Raw genomic sequence first — 17,072 nt, 5'->3', positions numbered from 1 at the left:
GCTGCTGCTGGGGGTTGCAGCGGTACACCGGGCGGGCCGAACAGGCCTAGGGCAAGAGTTCCTTGAGGTCATTGACCACCAGGGTGGCGCCGGCAGCGAGAAGGGTTTGCCGCCCGGCTCCCCTATCCACGCCGATGACGGAGTGGAAGGACCCGGCATGGCCGGCCTGGACGCCGGAAACAGCATCCTCCACCACTACGCAGTCCTCGCTGGGCAACTCCAGCAGCCTGGCGGCGTACTCGTACGTGGCCGGGCTGGGTTTACCGGGCAGGCCCTCCCGGGCTGCCACCACACCATCAACAACAATGGAGAAGTTGCCGCTGAGGCCCGCAGCTGCCAGGACCGAGGGGGCATTCCGGGAGGAGGAGACGACGGCGACCTTGAGTCCGCGCGCCAGCACGGCTTCGAGGAAACGGACAGAGCCCTCGAAGGGTTCAACCCCTGCGCTCACGATGTCGTTAAAGATGCGGTTTTTCTTGTTGCCCAGCCCCTGGACCGTGCTATTGGCGGGGTCATCGTCCAGCGGGCCCTCGGGCAGGGTGATGCCGCGCGAGGACAGGAAGTCGCGGACGCCGTCGAACCTCGGTTTACCGTCAATATGGTCGAAGTAGTCGCTTTCCGTGTACTCCGGCGCCTGCGGGTGCGCGCTGAGGAATGCTTCGAACAACTCCTGCCAGGCTCTTTCGTGGACCTCAGCCGTCGGCGTCAGGACACCGTCCAGGTCGAAGAGGATTGCGGCAGCGCCGGTCCAGTCAGTGGTTCCCGTAGCGGCAGCCCCGGCAGTCGAAACAGGTACGTCAGGTGCAGAGTTGTCAGTCATCAGCAGTGCATTTTCCTTTCAGGCGGCGGGGAGCCGGGAAGACGGTCGCGTGAAACGGGTCACCGCCTGCCCATGCCTGATGTGCAGGGGCGACGGGAAGTTCCGGCGGGCGGCACTGCGGTGGGCCACGGCCTTGCAGATTATTGCGTTTCTTCAATCATGGGCGCGTTGGTGCTGTGGGACAAACCGGAACCCGCGGATGTCGGTTGCATCGATTTGGGTCAGCCACCCGGGTTGGGGTCGCCGTGCGCTTCGGATGGCTTTGGAGCCGCCATCCGTCCTCTTCAGGCCGCGATGACGGCCGGAATTGAGTGTAAGCGCTTACAAATTAGGCTGGCAACTGTTTTTCCGCGCCGGTGGTGCTGTGACGGATTTCTCAGGGTGCGGGTGCGCAGTGATTTCCCTCAGCGCAGCACGTAGTGACGCAGGAACGCGCCGACGTCGGCCATTTCCGTCTTGGACATGGCGTGCCCCATCCCGGGGTAAGTCCTCGCGGTCAACAAGGTGTGCTCGTCCAGCCATTCCCCGGTATAGGCTGTGGCATCCTCGTTGATCACCAGGTCCGCCTTGTCCCGTCCCCAAAAGAACGGCGGCTTGGTCGCGAAGGAGTCCGTCAGCGTCAGGAGTTCGTTGTTCAGGACAAAACCGGAGAGGCCCACCACCGCCGAGTAGGACGCCGGATGCAGGCGCAGCAGTGTGCTGGCCATGGCCATGCCCTGCGAATAGCCCAGCAGGCTCACGCTTGAATGCTGACTCCTGACTGAGTTGATCCAGTCATGGACGGAGTTGGTCACCCGCACCACGTCGGCGAAGTCGTTGGCCAGGAAGTAGTCCAGCAGGAACCAGCCATAGTGGTCACCAATGTCCATGGGAGCCCGGACCGCAGCGAAGGTGAACTCCGGGGGCAGGAATTCGAAGAGCCGCACCATGCGGGACTCATCGGTGCCATAGCCATGCATCATCACCAGCAAGGGGGTGCCGGCGCGCTGATCCTCCGGTTTGGACCACACCACAGTTTCCATCGCACCAGCCTAGCGAGGCCAGGGCAGGGCAGGTGCCACGGCAGGACAGGTCAGGACAGGTGCCGGGCAAGAGACGCCGCCGGCGCCGGGTCGCTACCCGCTCAGCGCCAGGGCGCTACCTTCTCGGGGCTGGACCCGCAGCGCGACGGGCTGCAAACACCATCAGCACCAGGGGTAACTCCTGCACCAGTCAGGCGCCATAGGAAGACGGCTCCCGAATTCATTGAATACCGCCCGATTGCGCGGTAGCGTGGCGCTGGACGGACAGCATGCTTAGTAGTAGCGCATCCGCACCAATCGGCTTCTAAGGAGCAATTATGAGAATTGGCTCGTCAATCTTCCTCATCGCACTCGGCGCCATTCTTGCCTGGGCGATTGCCCCCGGCCTGATCCCCTTTGTGGACCAGGCCATGATTGGGTACATCCTGATCGCCGCAGGTGTTGTGGGCCTGATCGCATCCCTCATCCTCGCCTCGCCGGGGCGCACGCGGCGGGTCAGCGAAACGCGCTCCGTGGTGGACCCCAACACCGGCGAGCGCATCACCCGGAACGAAAGCCGCGACGGCGGCATCTGACAGGCAGCGCGCAAGCAGGCGGGCAGCACCCCCGCAATGAATCCGGAAAAGCCGGGCCCGACCACGTTGGTCAGGCCCGGCTTTTTTATGCTTGACCACGTTGGTCAGGCCCGGCTTTTTTATGCCCGACCACGTTGGTCAGGCCCGGCTTTTATGCCCGCCACCCCCGGCGCGTGGGCGCCGCCTCATCAGCCCGGAGACCCAAATCCGGCCACACACTGCTTCAGCCTTTGTTTCATGTTGGTTTCCATTGACAAACCAACATGATCAAAGATAAAGTCAAGTAACTCAACATCATGTGATGCCAGTCACGCCGGATGCACTGCCCCGGCCGGCACACAGCCAGCAGTGATTTCAGGACTTTACGCAACGGAGGGTACGTGTTCGCCGAGGAGCGCCAGCAGAAGATTGCCGAGCTTGTGACCGGCAACGGTCGGGTCAGCGTGACCCTCCTGGCTGAGCGCTTCCGTATCACCACCGAAACCGTCCGCCGCGATCTCGCCACCTTGGAAACAGCGGGCACACTCCGCCGGGTCCACGGCGGGGCGGTAGCGGCCGACCGTTTCAGCACCACCGAAGAAAGCATCAACGAGCGCGCCATCCAACGCCCGGACCAGAAGCACCGGATCGCCGAAGCCGCGCTCGCACTGATCCCCCGTAACGCGCAGGGCAGCGTCCTGATCGACGGCGGCACCACCACCGAAGTCCTCGCCGAAATGTTGTCGCGCCGCACCGCCGTCGACCGTTTGGATTCCCCTGGCCCCCACGCCGAACTGGTGGCCATCACGCACGCCGTTCCCATCGCCGGGAAGCTGTCCAACACCGCCGGAATTGCGCTGCAGATCCTGGGCGGACGCGTCCGTGGGCTCACCCAGGTTGCCGTGGGGCAGGCAACGGTGGAGGCAGCTTCGCGGATGCGCCCCGACATCGCGTTCCTCGGGACCAACGGCATCCATGCAACCTTCGGCCTCAGCACCCCCGATCCTGAGGAAGCCGCCGTCAAGGCTGCTTTCGTCCACTCGGCACGCCGCATCGTGGTGTTGGCCGACTCCTCCAAACTGGACACAGAGACCCTGGTCCAGTTCGCCGACCTGAAAGATCTGGACACCTTGATTACAGACAGCGAACCCGGCCCCGAACTCGCGGCCGCTTTGGAAGAATCCGGCGTGGACGTGGTGGTCGTATGATCGTCACTTTCACGGCCAACCCCAGCCTGGACCGCACCGTTGCCCTTCCCGGCCCCCTGGAGCGCGGTGAAGTCCAGCGCGCCGTTTCCGTCAGCCAGGAATCGGGTGGCAAGGGCGTCAACGTTTCGCGGGCCCTGGTGGCGTCCGGCCTGGAATCCCTGGCCGTCCTCCCCGGCGCGGACAGCGATCCGGTCCTGGCGGGCCTGCGCGAGCAGTCGGTCCCGTTCGCTTCCCTGCCCATCGGCGAACCGCTGCGGACCAACGTGGCCCTCACGGAACCGGGCGGAGTGACCACCAAAATCAACGAACCCGGCCCGCAGCTGGACGCGGACCAGCAGGAAGCGCTGATCAAGCTCCTGCTGGAAAGCGCCCACAACGCCAGCTGGGTGGTCCTGGCAGGCTCACTGCCCCCTGGCTTTCCCGCCGGCTTCTACGCCACCGTGGCACGGCGCCTTCGTGCGGCCGCCAACGGCACCGCACCCCGGATTGCCGTGGACTCTTCCGGCGCTCCCCTCGCGGCCGTCCTCACCGACGACGGCGATGGCACCACCCCTGGCTCCGGGAAACCGGACCTCCTCAAACCCAATGCCGAGGAACTCGCGGAACTGGCTGCTGCAGCTGGCTTCGCCTCGGCCACCGCTGACCAACTCGAAGCGGATCCGGTGGCTGCCGCGACAGCAGCAGCCGCCGTCGTCCGTGCCGGTGTGGGAGCTGTGCTGGCAACTCTCGGTTCCAAGGGAGCTGTCCTGGTAACGGCCAACGGCGCGTGGCTGGCCACGCATCCACCGGTCACTGCAGTGAGCACGGTGGGTGCGGGCGACTCCGCACTGGCCGGCTACCTGCTTGCCCACGGCCAGGGCGCCGCCCCGGCCGACTGCCTTCGCCAGGCGGTGGCCCACGGTGCCGCCGCCGCCTCCCTGCCGGGGTCCACCGTCCCGGCAGTCTCGCAAACAACCCCGGATGCCGTAACCATCACGGCCCTTCGAAAGGATTGACAGTGACCCAGCTCATCACAACTGAACTGGTCGACCTCGACCAAAACCTGGGCTCGACGCCCGAGGCGGTGATCCGGCACCTGGCAAGCAAAGTTGCTGCTACCGGACGCGCAACGGAGGTTGAGGGTCTTTTCGCAGACGCTTATGCCCGGGAACAGAAGACGGCCACCGGCATTCCGGGCGGCATTGCCATCCCGCACTGCCGGTCCGCTGCCGTAACCGAACCCACCCTGGCCATGGCCCGGCTGGACCCCAAGGTGGACTTCGGCGCCAAGGACGGCCCCGCAGACCTGGTGTTCTTCATCGCCGCCCCGGACGGAGCAGACCAGGCGCACCTGAAGCTGCTGTCCAAGCTGGCCCGGTCCCTGATCAAAAAGGACTTCACGGCGGCCCTCCGCAACGCTTCCTCCAACGAGGAAATCGTTGCCCTCGTGGACGGCGCCCTGGCAGACAAGCCCGCCGCTTCCGCCGCCGACGCGGCACCTGCCGCCGCAGCGGGTGCAGCCACGGCCGGTGCCCCGGGTACTGCGCCCAAGCGCATCGTGGCCGTGACCGCCTGCCCCACCGGCATTGCCCACACCTACATGGCCGCCGACTCCCTGGTGGCCGCCGCCAAGGAGATGGGTGTTGACCTCCAGGTGGAAACGCAGGGATCCTCCGGCGCCAAGCCGCTGGATCCGGCCGTCATCGCCGCCGCCGACGCCGTGATCTTCGCCGTGGACGTGGATGTCCGCGGAAAGGAGCGTTTTGCCGGCAAGCCCGTCATCACAGCCCCGGTGAAGCGTGGCATTGACGAACCCGGAAAGATGGTCCAAGAAGCACTCGCTGCAGCAGCAGACCCCAATTCCCGCCGCGTCGCCGCAGGTTCGGGCGGCTCCACCGAGGACACGTCCACGGCAGGCGGCGAGCACATCGGCCAGAAGCTGAAGAAGGCACTGCTCACCGGCGTCAGCTACATGATTCCGTTCGTTGCCGGTGGCGGGCTGCTGATCGCCTTGGGCTTCCTCCTGGGCGGTTACCTGATCACGGACTTCGCGGACACCATCGTGACCACGAACAACCTCTTCAACCTGCCCACCGAATACCCGGACAACGCCGTCGGCCCGCTGGGTGCTTACCTTGGTGCGGTGCTCTTCAAGATCGGCGCACTCTCGATGGGCTTCCTCGTCCCGGCGCTTGCAGGCTACATTGCCTACGGCATCGCCGACAGGCCAGGTATCGCACCGGGCTTCGTGGCCGGCGCCGTGGCCGGTTTCACGGGCGCAGGGTTCCTGGGCGGCATTGTGGGTGGCCTCCTGGCCGGCTACATTGCCTACGTCATCGGCACCTGGGAAGTTCCCCGCTGGCTGCGCGGCCTGATGCCCGTCGTCATCATTCCGCTGTTGGCCTCGATCGTTGCCTCCGGCCTGCTGTTCCTGGTCCTCGGCGCACCCATCGCTGCAATCACCACCGGCCTGAACAGCTGGCTGTCCGGCATGACCGGCGCCTCAGCCGTTGTCCTGGGCGTCATCCTGGGCCTCATGATGTGCTTCGACCTGGGCGGCCCGGTCAACAAGGTCGCTTACTCATTCGCGGTAGCCGGCCTGGGAACGGCCACCCTCGCCAACCAGGCTCCGTGGCAGATCATGGCAGCCGTTATGGCGGCCGGCATGGTGCCGCCGCTGGCCATGGCACTGGCCACCACGCTGGACAAAAAACGCTTCACCGCCACCGAGCACGAAAACGGTAAAGCAGCCTGGCTGCTGGGCGCCTCTTTCATCTCCGAAGGCGCCATCCCGTTTGCCGCCGCCGATCCGCTCCGCGTCATCCCCGCCAGCATGCTTGGTGGCGCCATCACTGGCGGCATCACCATGGCGGCAGGCGTTGGCTCCAAGGCACCGCACGGCGGCGTGTTCGTCTTTTTCGCGATCGACAACTTCTTCATGTTCCTCCTCGCCATCGCCGTGGGCACCGTTGTCACCGCGTTCTCGGTCCTGGCCCTGAAGCGCTGGGCTACCAAGAAGTCCGTTGATACGGTGGAACAGGTTCCCGTAACCGTCTGAGCAGGCCCCTGATTTCCAGGTCCGCCTTCCCGGCCGACAATGCCTTTTATGATCTCCAAGGAGCAGAAATGACCGAACGTACCGCCACCATAGCCAGCCGCGTTGGCCTGCACGCCCGTCCCGCGGCCATCTTCGCCGAAGCCGCCGGTGAGTTCGACCTGGACATCACCATCGCCCGTGAAGGCGAGCCGGCCGACGAGGCAATGGACGCTGCCAGCATCCTGTCCCTCATGAGCCTTGGCGCTTCCCACGGTGACGTGGTGGTCCTCCGGGCCGAGGGCGACGGCGCAGACGACGCGTTGGCCCGCCTGGTGCAGATCCTCGAAACGGATCACGACGCCGAGTAGAAACTCCGGTGACGGCGGCCGCCGTCGGACTTCCCCTGCGTGGGACACGTCCGGCGGTGGCCGTCCCGTTTAAGCCCCCGCGGCGTGGGGTCAGCCGCGCTCGGCGATTCTCTTTACGTCCGCCACCAGGGAGTCCCACATCCCCTGCGCATGTTCCACGGCAGTGGGATCGGGGTTGTTGTCCTGGGCGAGGGCCAGCCGGGTGGATCCGGCCTCCTCCGCCACCGTCCACGTCAGGGTGTGGTAATTTTCCGGCGTATCAGGGGCGCCGGAGAGGGGGCTGAAATGGGTGTGGACCAGTCTCCGGGGCGGCTCGAAGGCCAGGACCGTGCCCTTGTCCTCATAGGGCTTCCCTTCCCATTCGCCACGCCAGGCAATCGGCCCGCCCACGGTCCAGTCCGTCACCAGGTTGGTGCCGAACATAAACTCCCTGACCGCTCCCGGGTCCGTGATGACCTGCCACACCCTGTCCTGCGGCGCGTGGATCGTGATGCTGGATGTTGCCACTAATCCGTCAGACATGCCCGGCCTTCTTCGCAGTGAGTAGTAGGTACTCCCATTCCATCTGGAACGGGGCATCGCCGTGGGCGTCCCCGAACGATTCCGCCAGGCCAACCAGGGCCTGGTCCAGCGCCGCTGTCTTCTCCGCATCGCCGCCCAGGAATTTGTAGACGGCGATGGTGGGCCCATAGTGCGACTTGAAATAGCGCATGAAGTCGGCGGGCTCCGAGAAGTTCCGGACGGCGAGGAACTGCTTGCGGGCGGTGAGCTCCGAAATTCCACTGGCCAACAACCCGCGGACGTGGTCCTCCTTGCCCCACAGCGGCGCCGGCTGGGCGCCGGGCGGCGGTGGCGGGGCGAACGGTTTCATGGTGGCAAAGAGCTGCCCCACGAAGCCTTCCGGGGTCCAGCTCAGGAGGCCAAGGGTCCCGCCGGGACGGCAGACCCGGAGCAGCTCACTGGCGGCCACCTGGTGGTGCGGAGCGAACATCACGCCGAGGCAGGACATCACCGTGTCAAAGCCGCCGTCCGGGAACGGCAGGGCCTCGGCGTCAGCCTCCACCCACTCAAGGCTGACACCCCGTTCGGCGGCCTGCCGTTTGCCGGCGTCGAACAGTTCAGGCGTGAGGTCGCTCGCCACCACCTTTGCGCCCATCATCGCCGCCGGGATGGCGGCGTTGCCGGCACCGGTTGCCACATCGAGCACCTTTTGGCGTGCCCTGATCCCGCAGGCCTCCACCAGGATGGCGCCCAGCTCCGGCAGCATCTCGCTGGCCAGCGCCGGATAATCGCCGGATGCCCACATGGCCCGGTGCTTCTGCTTCAGCGCCCGGTCTGCCTCAGCAGAGTCCGGCGCGCCGCCCCCACCCGCCGGGTCCGTGTCCGCAGTTTTCATGGCCGCGCCTCCCTGCCGGGTAGGTCCAAGTGTCAGCACGCTGTTGCCACAGCGGAGGCTGCGATGCTGCTCATTGTGGCCCCGCGGCCTCCGGGTGTAAAGGGCGCCAACCTAAGGGAAGTTACTGCGGTTTGCTGGCGGGCCGGCCGCTAGGCGGGCTTGCGGGCCCTGGTGGCAGTGGACTTCGCCGGGGGCTTGGCCGACGTCCGGGCAGCCGCAGGCTTGCTGGCCGCCGTGGCCTTACTGGCCGCAGCTTTGGTGCCGGAAGACGCCGAACCAGCCGATTTCGACGCCGGCGAAGGCTTTGCGGCAGCAGTTTTGGAGCCGCCGGACGCGGCACTGCCGGCCGCCTTGGTAGCAGCCTTCGTGGCCGTTGCGCCCTCCGGCTTCGACGCCGCGGTTTTTGCCGCCGTCGACTTTGCCCGCCCGGCGTTCCTTCCGGCGGCCCGCTTGGCCGGCTTCCCGTCGTCGTCCTCTTCTTCCTCGTCTTCGTCGGTGGCCTGCGCTGTTGCCCCGCGTTTTCGGTCCAGGCTGCGTTTGAGGGCTTCCATCAGGTCGATCACCTCACCCTTGCCACCCTCGCCAGCGTCCACACCGAAGGTCTGCTCGGTGTCCAGGGAATCGCCCTGCTCCAGTTTGGCGTCGATGAGCTGGCGCAGCTGGGTCTGGTAGTCATCGGTGAAATGCGCCGGATCAAAGTCGGCCGCCATGGACTCCACCAGGGCGGCAGACATGTCCCGCTCCTGCGAGGAAATCCTGATGCTGGCGTCCAGGGCAGGGAAGCTGGCCTCACGGACTTCGTCGGGCCACAGGAGGGACTGCAGGACCAGCACGTCGTCCTTGATCCGGAGCGCCCCCAACCGGGTCTTCTCCCGAAGCGCAAACTGGACGATCGCCACCCGGTCGGTGTCCTCCAGCGCCCGGCGGAGCAGGACGTACGCCTTGGGCGATTTGGAATCCGGCTCCAGGTAGTAGCTCTTCTCGAACATCATGGGTTCAAGCTGTTCCGACGGGACGAACTGCACCACCTCGATCTCGTGGCTGTTCTCCGCGGGGATTGACTTGAGTTCCTCCTTGGACAGGACCACGGTCCGGCCGTCGTCCTCGTAGGCCTTTTCGATGTCGGAATAGTCCACTACCTCGCTGCAGATCTCGCACCGGCGCTGGTAGCGGATCCTGCCGCCGTCGGCGTTGTGGACCTGGTGCAGACTGATGTCATGATCTTCTGTGGCGCTGTAGACCTTCACGGGCACGTTGACCAGGCCAAACGCGATGGCACCTTTCCAGATGGCTCTCATCCCTCAAGTGAACAACAGACCGGGCCGGAGGTGAAGCCCCATGGCCGGGTCTAGGGAGCGCGTGCGGGTGGCCGGACGCGAGCTGACGCTGACCAACCTGGATAAAATCATCTATCCGGAGACCGGAACCACCAAGGCAGACGTGCTGGCCTACTACGCGGCCCTGGCGCACGTCCTCATCCCCGCCGCAGCCAACCGGCCCGCCACCCGGAAGCGCTGGGTCCACGGGGTGGGCACCGCTGCCGAACCCGGCGAGGTCTTTTTCCAGAAGAACCTGGACGATTCAGCTCCCGGCTGGTTGCCCCGGGCCGCCATCACCCACAAGGACAGGACCATTTTTTATCCCTTGGTCAACGATCCGGCCACCTTGACCTGGTTCGGCCAGATCAACTCCCTGGAAGTCCACGTGCCGCAGTGGCAGGTTGATTCGCACGGCAACCAGCTTCCGCCTGACCGGCTGGTCCTGGACCTCGATCCCGGCGACGGTGCCGGGCTGGAAGAGTGCCGCGAGGTGGCGCTGCTGGCCCGCGCCATCCTGCAGGATGTGGGCCTGGATCCCGTGCCGGTGACCAGCGGCAGCAAGGGCATCCACCTCTACGCGGCACTGGACGGTACCCAAAGCTCGGACAGCATTTCGGCGTTCGCCAAGGAACTGGCCCGGGCCCTGGAAGCCGACCACCCGGACCTGGCGGTCAGCGACATGAAAAAGACCCTGCGCCGCGGCAAGGTGCTGGTGGACTGGAGCCAGAACAGCGCCGCGAAGACCACCATCGTGCCCTACTCGCTGCGCGGCCGCAGCACCCCCACCGTCGCCGCGCCCCGCACCTGGCGGGAGATCAGCTCACCCAAGCTGACGCATCTGGACTACCAGACGGTGATGCGGCAGGTGAGTGACGGGAAGGACCCGTTTGCCGCCGTCGTTAATGCCTCAGCCGGCCATCACGAAGGCCACAACGACGGCGATCCGCGGCTTGCTGCGTACCGCGGCATGCGCGATCCCCAAGCCACGCCCGAACCGTTCAGCGGCAGCGCGGGCAGCGGCAACAGCTTCGTGATCCAGGAGCACCACGCGAGCAGGCTGCACTACGACTTCCGGCTGGAGCATGAGGGTGTGCTGGTGTCGTGGGCGTTGCCCAAGGGTGTGCCGGAGAGCAGTGGCCGGAACAACCTCGCGGTGCAGACCGAGGACCATCCGCTGGACTATGGCACGTTCGAGGGCACCATTCCGAAAGGGCAATATGGCGCTGGCGAGGTGACCATCTGGGACCACGGAACGTACCAGCTGGAGAAGTGGATCAACGGCAAGGAGGTGATCGCCACGTTGACCGGGGCCGACGGCGGCGGCCTGGGCGGCACCCGCAGGTTCGCGTTGATCCACACCGGCCGCGGACACGGCAAGGAGGCGGAGGGGCAGTGGCTCATCCACCTCATGGACGAGCATTACAGCGGCCGACGGCGGCACGGGGCGCCGGCGGATGGCGACGACGGGGAAGATTCCGGGGCAGCCGTGGCGGGCGCCGGGTCCCGGGGCGGTGATGCTGCACCCGCCCCAACACGCGACGTGGAGGCCGGGGGCGGGGATGCACCCATTCCGAGGGGCGCTTCGGAGACCGGCGCATTGGGGGGCAGCGACTGGGATCCCGGCGATGTCCGCCCCATGATGGCCACTGCCGGAAAGCCGTCCGATCTGGCGGGCAGCGATTGGCAGCTGGAACTCAAGTGGGACGGGGTCCGGGCAGTCATCGTGGCGGACGACGAAACAGTCCGCGTCCTTAGCCGCAACGGCAACGACGTCAGCCTCACCTACCCCGAGTTCACGGACCGAAGCACCTGGCCGGCACAGCCCTTTGTGGCCGATGGGGAAATTGTGGCCATGGGGCCAGCGGGACGCCCCGACTTCGGCCTGTTGCAGGGGCGGATGAAACTCACCCGCGCCGCCGATGTGGCCCACGCCAGGGCCAGCATCCCCGTCCGCCTGGTACTTTTTGACCTGCTCCAGGACGCCGGAACGGATCTGCGCGGACTCCCGCTGCGGCAGCGGCGGCAGCGGCTGGAGCATTTTTTTGTGCCGTCCGACGCGCCCGTTGACCTTTCCGACGTGCTGGCCAACCCGGTGGCCGACCTCCTGGCGAGCGCCCGTGAGCTGGGACTTGAGGGCATCATGGCCAAGCGGACCGACAGCCGCTATGTGAGCGGCCAGCGGACCCGCACCTGGATCAAGCTGAAGCTGGAGCAGACCCAGGAAGTGGTGGTGGGCGGCTGGCGGCCCGGCAAAGGCGGCCGGCAGGAAAGCGTCGGTTCCCTGCTGGTGGGCATCCCGGACGGCGACAAACTGGCGTATGTGGGCCGGGTGGGCAGCGGCTTCAGCACCCGCGAACTCACCGAACTGCGGCAAACAGTGGAACGACTGGGCAGGAAGACCTCGCCATTCCACGAGGTTCCCCGAATGGATGCGGCGGATGCCCACTGGGTGGCGCCGGAGCTGGTGGGCGAGGTGACGTTCAGCGAGTGGACCGGTCCGGGCCGGCTCCGGCATCCGGTGTGGCGCGGCTGGCGGCTGGACAAAGACCCGGCGGAGGTTGTCCGGGAGCACTAGTTTCGGGCGATACGGGTGCTCCGGCTGTGCGGGTGCTCCGGGCTGTGCGGGTGTTCCGGGGACCAGGTGTTTCCGGAACCAGGCGCAGGAACGGCCCGGAACTCCCAGATCCGGGGGCCGGGCCGTTCCTGCGCCGTAAAGTCCGCTTCTGCCAGGTCCAGTGCTGCGAAGCAGTTCGGGCTAGGAGGAGTGCGGCATCTGCGGCCGGCTGGTCCGGTGGACCGCGGTAACGGCCGCTTCGTGGCCCATCCGGCCGTGGCCTGAGCCGCGGTCCTTCGGGTGCCGCTTCTTGCCGTTGCCGTCCGGCCAGGCATTCTGGCCGGGCATCTCTGCCGTGCCCGTGGCGGCCGGACCCGGCGCCGCCGGGGCGTCCATGGCGGCCGTGAGGTGGTCGGCCACCTCCGGGGCAAGATGCTGGGTGCGATTTTCGTCAGCCATTGTTTCTTCCTTTCCGCAGTGAAATGAAGGATTCAGCCCGAAGGCCAAGGGGGCCGCCGGGAATGCCAGCGGAAATCGAGGTCGCAGCGGTTCGCCGCCTGCTGCGATGGCTTGTTCTGCGGTGGCGCAGGCCGGTCCCGGCCAATCTTTGCGCGTCCGCCGACTGTCTCTACAAAATTCCCATGGGTCCACCTTAGGCAAGCATCCAGTGCCTGTGAACCCCCGATTTCAGCAACCCCCGCACGCCGCCCCTATCGGACCACCTGGGCCCGCCCCACAGCGCCGGATACCCTGGTGACGGCTCTCACTTTTTGGGTCCGAAGGCACCCAAAAATCGGCCCGCAAGGACCGTTGTTCAAAAAGATTCGGCAATGGCGGCGGCAGCGGCGGCCGATCCCAGTGGATATATGGGAAAAACCGGGAAAAGAAGTTCCGTAATACGCCCCAAAACCAGGCGCAAAACCATAGACCCTACGGCACAAACGCCGCCAATGCCAGAGAATTCCAGTAAAATTTAAGGTCTGCCCGGAGTGGGGCAGCTACAAGTCGCAAGCAAATGACCTCCACGGGAGCTACCCAAATGCCCAAAGACCGAAGCATGACCGACTCTTCAGCAGGCGCCCAAAACGCCCGCGGAACCGACCCGACAGCCGCCAAGGCTCTCAAGAAGCCCAAGCTGCTGCCACGCCGCAGGCTGAAGGAATCCGACGTCAACGTCGTCAACCAGCCCATGCTGAAAAAAGCCATGGGCGGCACCATCGTGGGTAACACCATGGAGTGGTATGACGTAGGCGTGTTCGGCTACCTCATCACCACCATGGGACCCACGTTCCTGCCGGAATCCGACCCGGCCACCCAGAACCTTTTCCTCCTGGGCACCTTCGCCGCCACCTTCATCGCACGCCCCCTCGGCGGCGTGATCTTCGGCTGGCTGGGCGATAAGGTGGGCCGCCAGAAGACCCTGGCCACCACGCTGATGATCATGGCAGCCAGCACCTTCGCCGTGGGCCTGCTTCCCGGCTACGCACAGGTGGGCCTGTGGGCTGCCGTGCTGCTGGTCATCCTCAAGGTGGTGCAGGGCTTTTCCACCGGTGGCGAATACGCCGGCGCAACCACCTTCGTCAGCGAATACGCAGCAGACAAGCGCCGCGGCTTCTTTGCCAGCTTCCTGGATTTGGGCAGCTACCTGGGCTTCGCCATGGGTGCCGCCCTGGTCTCGGTCCTGCAGCTCACCCTGGGCCAGGACGCCATGGAGGACTGGGGATGGCGGATTCCGTTCCTGGCCGCCGGGCCGCTGGGCCTGATCGCCATCTACTTCCGCAGCAAGATCGAGGAATCCCCGCAATTCCAGGCCACGCTGGATGCCCGGGAAGAAGCCGCCAAGGATGCCACCAACAACGATCCCGTCGCCGCCAACGGCCCGCTGGCCACGGTCAAGGCCAACTGGCGCCCCATCCTGGTAGCCATGGTTGTGGTGGCCGCCGCCAATACCGCCGGCTACGCCCTCACGTCCTACATGCCCACCTACCTCTCCTCGGAGAAGGGCTACGACGAGATGCACGGCACCGCGCTGACCATCCCGGTCCTTGTGATCATGGCCCTGTGCATCCCGCTGACAGGCCGCCTGTCGGATAAAGTGGGCCGCCGCCCAATCCTCTGGGTGGGCGCTGTAAGCACCATCGTCCTGGCCGTCCCGGCGTTCATGATGATCGGAATCGGTGAGGTGTGGTCAACCCTGGTGGGCCTGGCCCTGATTGCCTTCCCGGTCACCTTCTATGTTGCCAACCTGGCGTCCTCGCTGCCCGCGCAGTTTCCCACCTCGAGCCGCTACAGCTCGATGGGAATCGCCTATAACTTTGCGGTGGCAATCTTCGGCGGCACCACCCCGTTCATCGTGGCTGCCCTCATCAAGGCCACGGGCAACGACATGATGCCGGCGTATTACCTGATGCTGACGTCCGCAGCCGGTGCGATCGGCATCTACTTCCTCAAGGAGTCGGCCAACAAGCCCCTCCCCGGATCCATGCCCAGCGTGGACACTCAGGAAGAGGCCGCCGAACTGGTGGCAACCCAGGACGAGAACCCCAACTTCGTGGTGGCTGACCTGCCGTTCGACGACGTTGCTCCCCTGGACAGCAGCTCTGCCGGTAAGGCGTCAACCTCGTAGGCACCACCGCGCGGCAGCCGTTTCCCGGCTGCCGCGCAGGGCACTTGCAGCAGCCCACGCTCACAGGGCCCGTCCCGCGCTCTTCCCAGGAAGCCGCGGGGCGGGCCCTTGCCGTGCCACCCGCCGGACTTCCTGCCACAAGGCCCGGCCGGGCGAGCCTTCCATGACGGTGCAGGGCCCGCCGGAAATGACTCCGGGCCGGGGCCGGTGATAGTTTCCGAAGGGCCAAGAGGCCAGCGGCTGACAGGAATGGTTGGGCATGAACCGAGTAGTGGAGCAGGTGCGCGCGCTGCACCGCCTGGAACCCGCTGACAACGACAGCGCCGCCGCTGTCCGCGTTGCCGTCAGCGTCGCACTGCCGTCCCTGCTCCTGCTGGCCGCGGGCCGGACGGACCTCATCATCTACGCGGTGTTCGGTGGCCTCACCGCTATGTACGGCAGGTCCGCACCCCATCTCCTGCGCCTCTGGCACCAGGGCCGGGCTGCCGGCATGCTCCTGGGCGGGGTGGCTGTGGGCATTGTCCTGTCCGCCAACCACCTGCAATCCTGGTGGCTCGTGGGGGTGGAAGCCACACTGGCTGGCGCGGGATCGGTCTACGCCGACCGGATGCGGCTCAAACCGGCGGGACCCTTCTTTGGAATCCTGGCCCTCGGGGCCTGCGCCTCGGTCCCCGCGGCGGTCCCCTGGTTCGTGGCGCTGCTGATCGCTTCGGGATCGGCGGCCCTTTCCCTTGCCGTGGGCCAGGCCGGCCGGCTGGCCCCGGCAGGCCGCCGTCGGACGTCTCCCGAACCTTCCGCGGCGGGCCGGACCGGACGCCGCGAACTCCTGATCCACGCCGCCCGCTACGTGCTGGCGGTGGGCGCCGCAGGTTCCGTGGGGGTCATCAGCGGCAGTGGCCATCCGCACTGGGCCATGGCGGCTGCCGCCGTGCCGCTGGCCGGCGCCGACCTGCCCAGCAGCGTCCGCCGCGGCATCCACCGGATCGTGGGAACCTTTGTGGGCCTTGCCGTCACCGCAGCCGTGATCCTTCCCGGCCCGTGGTCGGTTGCAGCGCTGGTTCCGGGCAACGAGGCGGTGCTGCTGGCCCTGCTGGTGATCGTGTTCCAGTTTGCGACCGAGCTGTTCATGACCCGCCACTACGGGCTGGCGATGGTCTGGTTCACCCCGGTGATCCTGTTGATGACGCAGCTCGCCGCCCCCGCGGATCCCACCGTGCTGATCGCGGAACGGGCGGTGGAAACCCTGGTGGGGGCTCTGGTGGGGATCGCGGTTGTGGTGGCGGTCCGGCGGCCGGGGACCCGCTCCCCCGCCGCGCTACTGGGCCTTGCGCGCCGGGCCCGCCATTAGCCTGGCCGGCGCCAATCTGGCCAGCACGGCCACCGCTTTGTACCGCTTTGACGGGACGCATACGGCCCGGCCCCGATGGTTGGCCGCCAGCCCTTCCCGGACCACCCTTTCCGCGTCCAGCCACGCCCAGGCCGGAGCCATCGGCTGGTCCATTCCCAGCCGCTGGTGGAATTCGGTGTGGGTCAGGCCGGGGCACACCGCCGTAACTTTGATGCCCCGGGCACGGTAAGCGAAGTTGGCCCACCGGCTGAAGCTGAGCAGCCACGCCTTGGCCGCCGAGTAGGTGCCGCGCGGCAGGAACGCGGCGATGCTGGCCACGTTGATGATCCGGCCGCCGCCACGGGCCAGCATGCCCTGCACAGCGGCGTGGGTCAGCACCATCGACGTTTCAGCGTGGAGTTTCAAATTCCGCTGCTCCTCGCCGATGGCGTTGTCCTCGAAGTCACGCAGCAGCCCGGTCCCGGCGTTGTTCACCAGGATGCCCACTGGCCGGTCCGGGAGCGACAGGCGTTCGACGACGGCGGCCACCCCGGCGTCGTCCGCCAGGTCTGCGGGGAGTACTTCAGTGGTGGTCCCGTACTGCTGGGCCAGGGCGCCCGCGACCTCTTCCAGCCGGGCACGGTTCCGCGCCACGAGCACCAGGTTGCAGCCCTGCGCTGCGAGCTGACGGGCGAACTCCGCGCCCAGGCCCGAACTGGCGCCGGTGATAAGGGCAGTGGTTCCGCGTGCTGGTTGGCTCATCCGGCCAGCCTAGTCCGGCGGATTCTGCACGATCATTCCCGCGGGCCCCGTGGCCGGCCCCGGAAAGACGGGCCAGCAGGCGGGCCGAGCCGGTTGATGG

Annotated in this window: 15 protein-coding genes; 8 read left to right on the top strand and 7 right to left on the bottom strand. The window is 66.6% G+C overall.

All coding sequences use genetic code 11. From position 1 onward, the window contains the following. Positions 1-46: 46 nt before the first annotated feature. Together ACRB8A_RS02235 and ACRB8A_RS02230 are read right to left on the bottom strand one after the other, a co-directional pair. The gene (locus ACRB8A_RS02235) at positions 47-820 is read right to left on the bottom strand and encodes an HAD family hydrolase (protein WP_432245487.1); all 774 of its coding nucleotides are present in this window, start codon (positions 818-820) and stop codon (positions 47-49) included. 404 nt (positions 821-1,224) lie between these two features. Beyond that, positions 1,225-1,842, bottom strand: a complete 618-nt coding sequence (locus ACRB8A_RS02230; protein WP_432245486.1) for an alpha/beta hydrolase — start codon at positions 1,840-1,842, stop codon at positions 1,225-1,227. Positions 1,843-2,159: 317 nt separating this feature from the next. Here ACRB8A_RS02230 and ACRB8A_RS02225 point away from each other — a divergent pair, with 317 nt between their 5' ends. The 5 genes from ACRB8A_RS02225 (at position 2,160) to ACRB8A_RS02205 (ending at position 6,988) form a co-directional block, all read left to right on the top strand. Further along, entirely contained in the window at positions 2,160-2,417 is a 258-nt protein-coding gene (locus tag ACRB8A_RS02225; protein WP_050685564.1) for a DUF6458 family protein, read from the top strand. A gap of 380 nt (positions 2,418-2,797) precedes the next feature. Further along, positions 2,798-3,604, top strand: a complete 807-nt coding sequence (locus ACRB8A_RS02220) for a DeoR/GlpR family DNA-binding transcription regulator (protein ID WP_050685563.1) — start codon at positions 2,798-2,800, stop codon at positions 3,602-3,604. Continuing rightward, positions 3,601-4,599: a 1-phosphofructokinase family hexose kinase gene (locus ACRB8A_RS02215; protein ID WP_432245485.1), complete on the top strand. Its 999-nt coding sequence runs from the start codon at positions 3,601-3,603 to the stop codon at positions 4,597-4,599. The genes ACRB8A_RS02220 and ACRB8A_RS02215 overlap by 4 nt, the downstream gene beginning before the upstream one ends. A gap of 2 nt (positions 4,600-4,601) precedes the next feature. Beyond that, positions 4,602-6,641 carry a PTS fructose transporter subunit IIABC gene (locus tag ACRB8A_RS02210; protein ID WP_050685561.1) on the top strand — a complete coding sequence of 680 codons (2,040 nt, stop codon included), beginning with the start codon at positions 4,602-4,604 and terminating at the stop codon, positions 6,639-6,641. A gap of 68 nt (positions 6,642-6,709) precedes the next feature. Beyond that, positions 6,710-6,988, top strand: coding sequence for an HPr family phosphocarrier protein (locus tag ACRB8A_RS02205; protein WP_050685560.1), 279 nt, complete (start codon positions 6,710-6,712; stop codon positions 6,986-6,988). Between the two features lie 90 nt (positions 6,989-7,078). Here ACRB8A_RS02205 and ACRB8A_RS02200 read toward each other — a convergent pair whose 3' ends face one another. The 3 genes from ACRB8A_RS02200 to ACRB8A_RS02190 form a co-directional block, all read right to left on the bottom strand. Next, positions 7,079-7,510: an SRPBCC domain-containing protein gene (locus ACRB8A_RS02200; protein WP_432245484.1), complete on the bottom strand. Its 432-nt coding sequence runs from the start codon at positions 7,508-7,510 to the stop codon at positions 7,079-7,081. Then, positions 7,503-8,384, bottom strand: coding sequence for a class I SAM-dependent methyltransferase (locus ACRB8A_RS02195; protein WP_432245483.1), 882 nt, complete (start codon positions 8,382-8,384; stop codon positions 7,503-7,505). Before ACRB8A_RS02195 ends, ACRB8A_RS02200 begins: the two co-directional genes overlap by 8 nt. A 149-nt stretch (positions 8,385-8,533) precedes the next feature. Continuing rightward, entirely contained in the window at positions 8,534-9,682 is a 1,149-nt protein-coding gene (locus tag ACRB8A_RS02190; RefSeq protein ID WP_432245482.1) for a Ku protein, read from the bottom strand. 40 nt (positions 9,683-9,722) lie between these two features. Here ACRB8A_RS02190 and ACRB8A_RS02185 point away from each other — a divergent pair, with 40 nt between their 5' ends. Then, on the top strand, positions 9,723-12,278 hold the full coding sequence (locus tag ACRB8A_RS02185) for an ATP-dependent DNA ligase (RefSeq protein WP_432245481.1): 2,556 nt from the start codon (positions 9,723-9,725) through the stop codon (positions 12,276-12,278). Positions 12,279-12,458: 180 nt separating this feature from the next. Here ACRB8A_RS02185 and ACRB8A_RS02180 read toward each other — a convergent pair whose 3' ends face one another. Further along, the gene (locus tag ACRB8A_RS02180) at positions 12,459-12,716 is read right to left on the bottom strand and encodes a hypothetical protein (RefSeq protein WP_050685555.1); all 258 of its coding nucleotides are present in this window, start codon (positions 12,714-12,716) and stop codon (positions 12,459-12,461) included. 580 nt (positions 12,717-13,296) lie between these two features. Here ACRB8A_RS02180 and ACRB8A_RS02175 point away from each other — a divergent pair. Continuing rightward, complete coding sequence (locus tag ACRB8A_RS02175) at positions 13,297-14,883, top strand: MFS transporter (RefSeq protein ID WP_056601391.1); 1,587 nt, start codon at positions 13,297-13,299, stop codon at positions 14,881-14,883. A gap of 259 nt (positions 14,884-15,142) precedes the next feature. After that, positions 15,143-16,231, top strand: coding sequence for an FUSC family protein (locus ACRB8A_RS02170; protein WP_432245480.1), 1,089 nt, complete (start codon positions 15,143-15,145; stop codon positions 16,229-16,231). Here the strand turns inward: ACRB8A_RS02170 and ACRB8A_RS02165 are convergent. After that, on the bottom strand, positions 16,199-16,972 hold the full coding sequence (locus ACRB8A_RS02165) for an SDR family NAD(P)-dependent oxidoreductase (protein ID WP_432245479.1): 774 nt from the start codon (positions 16,970-16,972) through the stop codon (positions 16,199-16,201). The two genes, ACRB8A_RS02170 and ACRB8A_RS02165, sit on opposite strands and share 33 nt — an antisense overlap. Positions 16,973-17,072: the final 100 nt, after the last annotated feature.

The organism is Arthrobacter sp. G.S.26, from assembly GCF_050847375.1.
In the GTDB taxonomy this organism is placed as follows: Bacteria; Actinomycetota; Actinomycetes; order Actinomycetales; family Micrococcaceae; genus Arthrobacter.
Note: the sequence above shows the minus strand (reverse complement) of the source record. Positions and strands in the feature narration are given on the sequence as shown.

Coding starts and splice junctions, on each gene's coding strand:
- ACRB8A_RS02175 (WP_056601391.1), top strand. CDS start 13,297: ATGCCCAAAGACCGAAGCATGACCGACTCTTCAGCAGGCGCCCAAAAC.
- ACRB8A_RS02185 (WP_432245481.1), top strand. CDS start 9,723: ATGGCCGGGTCTAGGGAGCGCGTGCGGGTGGCCGGACGCGAGCTGACG.
- ACRB8A_RS02190 (WP_432245482.1), bottom strand. CDS start 9,682: ATGAGAGCCATCTGGAAAGGTGCCATCGCGTTTGGCCTGGTCAACGTG.
- ACRB8A_RS02225 (WP_050685564.1), top strand. CDS start 2,160: ATGAGAATTGGCTCGTCAATCTTCCTCATCGCACTCGGCGCCATTCTT.
- ACRB8A_RS02215 (WP_432245485.1), top strand. CDS start 3,601: ATGATCGTCACTTTCACGGCCAACCCCAGCCTGGACCGCACCGTTGCC.
- ACRB8A_RS02230 (WP_432245486.1), bottom strand. CDS start 1,842: ATGGAAACTGTGGTGTGGTCCAAACCGGAGGATCAGCGCGCCGGCACC.
- ACRB8A_RS02205 (WP_050685560.1), top strand. CDS start 6,710: ATGACCGAACGTACCGCCACCATAGCCAGCCGCGTTGGCCTGCACGCC.
- ACRB8A_RS02195 (WP_432245483.1), bottom strand. CDS start 8,384: ATGAAAACTGCGGACACGGACCCGGCGGGTGGGGGCGGCGCGCCGGAC.
- ACRB8A_RS02200 (WP_432245484.1), bottom strand. CDS start 7,510: ATGTCTGACGGATTAGTGGCAACATCCAGCATCACGATCCACGCGCCG.
- ACRB8A_RS02170 (WP_432245480.1), top strand. CDS start 15,143: ATGAACCGAGTAGTGGAGCAGGTGCGCGCGCTGCACCGCCTGGAACCC.
- ACRB8A_RS02235 (WP_432245487.1), bottom strand. CDS start 820: ATGACTGACAACTCTGCACCTGACGTACCTGTTTCGACTGCCGGGGCT.
- ACRB8A_RS02165 (WP_432245479.1), bottom strand. CDS start 16,972: ATGAGCCAACCAGCACGCGGAACCACTGCCCTTATCACCGGCGCCAGT.
- ACRB8A_RS02180 (WP_050685555.1), bottom strand. CDS start 12,716: ATGGCTGACGAAAATCGCACCCAGCATCTTGCCCCGGAGGTGGCCGAC.